The 2,561-nt window shown below is 56.2% G+C and carries 3 protein-coding genes; 2 read left to right on the top strand and 1 reads right to left on the bottom strand.

Translation table 11 applies throughout. The features are described 5' to 3' along the window. Window positions 1-69: 69 nt before the first annotated feature. A complete protein-coding gene (locus tag ACILSI_RS26985; protein WP_395725032.1) occupies window positions 70-921 on the top strand; it encodes a class I SAM-dependent methyltransferase in 852 nt (283 codons plus the stop codon). Between the two features lie 12 nt (window positions 922-933). Beyond that, complete coding sequence (locus ACILSI_RS26980; RefSeq protein WP_395725031.1) at window positions 934-2,220, top strand: glycosyltransferase; 1,287 nt, start codon at window positions 934-936, stop codon at window positions 2,218-2,220. Here the strand turns inward: ACILSI_RS26980 and ACILSI_RS26975 are convergent. After that, the coding region (locus ACILSI_RS26975; RefSeq protein ID WP_395725030.1) for a GNAT family N-acetyltransferase at window positions 2,191-2,561 on the bottom strand (371 nt) is incomplete at its 5' end. The two genes, ACILSI_RS26980 and ACILSI_RS26975, sit on opposite strands and share 30 nt — an antisense overlap.

Raw genomic sequence — 2,561 nt, 5'->3', positions numbered from 1 at the left:
GGGTGATCCCACACTGAGAGGGCTGCTGTGCTAATTCAGCGGCTCGTCAACATAGCGTTTGCGGGATGAATGGCGGTCTGCAAGGGTGCCCGAATTCTTCATATAAACTTCGCGATGCCTTCTGACTTAGACACCCTGAACCAGCGTTTTTACCTGAGTCGCTCCGTGGCTGACTGGTATGCCACCAAAGCGTTCATCTTTCCGGAGGAACAGGCCTTTCTCGCGCTGCATGGTGTGGAGGCAGTCGATGGCAAGAATGTACTGGATATCGGCATCGGGGCTGGGCGTACCACGCGCTTTTTGCAGCCGCGGGCGGCTCGCTATATCGGCGTCGACTACTCGCCGAATATGATCGCCGCAGCGGCGAGCCACCATCCGGAGGCGACGCTGCATGTGCGGGATGCACGTGATCTATCCGCTTACAAGGACGGGGAGTTCGATACGGTGATGTTTTCTTTCAATGGGATCGACTGCCTTTCCTATGAGGGACGTCTTGCGGCAATGAAGGAGATTCAGCGTGTGCTGAAGCCCGGCGGCTGGTTCATCTTTTCCTCTCACAACCGTGATCAGAAGACCCCCGGCCCGTTTGCTGTCTGCAACCTCAGCTTCTCGAAGCATCCTTTGCGCATGCTGGCACACCTGCTTCGCTACCTGAAAGGCATTGTAAACAGGTGGAAGACAAAATCCCTCGCTTATGCCGGACAGGGGCATGAGATGCGTCATGACAGCAGCAATATCTTCGCCGCGCCAATTTGCTACATTACCAAAGCGGCGCAACGCGATCAACTCGCCGTGTTGGGTCTTGAAATGATCTCGATTTTTGACCGTGCTGGAAAGGCGACTTCCGTGGCCGAATTCGATCAAACTTCGTCATGGATCTTGTATGTCTGCCGCAAGGGCGGCGTAACGGAAAGGGCTTGAAAGTATACTTCCATGGAGAACACGGCAGAATCCCCTACAACTTCCTCGCGCGGCAGGCTGCTGCTCGTCTCGCATAATTTCCCCCCAACCCTCGGGCCGGAATCCGCCTTGGTGCGTCTTAATGCCATCGACTTGGCCAACCGCGGCTGGAAGGTCTCCGTGCTCACCACGACGACGGAGCACATGTTCCAAGGGCTGGACTTTGGGATGCTCGAAGGGCTGCCCGAAGGGCTGGAGATCATTCGTACGCCCAGTTACGATGCGGTGTTTAAGAAGAAGTGGCCGCGTCTGAGTCGTCTGGTTCTGATCATTTTGAGGAATCAACTAATGCCTGAGATTTTTTTATTCTGGCTGCTCTCGGCGCTGCCGGTCGGCAAGAGGTGGATGAAGGCAAACGGGCCTGTGATCCTCTACTCAAGGGCCACGAAGCATGTGAGCAATGTGGTTGCCGGCTTTCTCAAGCGTGCCACAGGCATGCCTTGGGTGGCTCACATCAGCGATCCATGGGTGTACACCCACCTAAACAGTTTTCAGCGCTGGTTTGCGGAGCGGTTGGAGCGCCAGGTCTTCCGCGATGCGGATGCCATCGTGATTGTGAGCCGGAAGCTGGCGGATTACATTCTGCGACTGTATCCTTGGGCGCGGAACAAGGTGCATGTCATCCCGCATGGCTACGCGCCGGTAGAGCCCTTGCCGCCCGTGATGTTCCGGTCAGAGGCCCGCCCAATGATTATGCTTCACGCGGGCGCATTTTTGCCGGGTTATCGGGAGCCTCATGCGTTGTTTGAAGGTCTTGCGTTACTGAACCGCCGGATTGGCCTGGAAGGCCGCCTTAAGGCGGTTTTCGTGGGCGAGGACACCGGGCATTATCATGAACTTGCTAGAAGCCTGGGCATTAGCGGCGTGGTGGACCTGCTACCGAGTATCCCGTATCAGCAGTGCCAGCAAATGATAGCCGACAGTGATTTGCTGCTTGTCCTCGACGCACCACAGACCGAGGGTATATTTTTGCCGACAAAATTGATAGAGTACCTCGCGCATCAAAAGCCTGTGCTAGGACTTTCCGAGTCCGGCAGCACCGTGCATGAAGTCCTGCAAGAATGTGATCTAGCCTTCGCGGATCAAAACAGTCCTGAGGACATAGCTTGTATGATCGAGAAACTGCTCACACAGTGGGAGACCGGCGCATGGAGCGTTTCGGAAGCATCGAAGGCAGCAGGTCTCCGCTACCGTATCGGAGACATAAACAAGGCCCTTGATGACCTACTACTAGGCCTCTACCGTCGGGACATTGGTTGAAGGTGTTGCAGTCTGTGACTGCCGTCGCTGCTTGAGGTGTTTGAGAGCCTTGTACAGCCTGCCGCGCATTGAGCTGGGGCTGGAGGCCTCAATGTCCGCCATCGAACGGGTGTCGCTGCTCCACTCGTTCTTGTAGCTGGCCTCGCCGCCGAGGAAATCATATTCGGAGAGCCCATGCTCGATGCACCAGCGCATCATGGCCGTGAGCATCATCTTTCCGGCACGTTCCTTTTCCCATTCAGGCAGCCATCCGCCCTGGAAACACCAAGCCTTGCCCGCGTAAGCAAAGTCGTAGCGCCCTGCCACGATCTGCCCGTCGGCTTCCAGAAAAATCATTGCCA

This window comes from Prosthecobacter sp. (genome assembly GCF_044232965.1).
Lineage (GTDB): Bacteria > Verrucomicrobiota > Verrucomicrobiia > Verrucomicrobiales > Verrucomicrobiaceae > Prosthecobacter.
The sequence above is the reverse complement of the archived record's forward strand: the minus strand, read 5'-3'. Positions and strand labels throughout refer to the sequence as shown.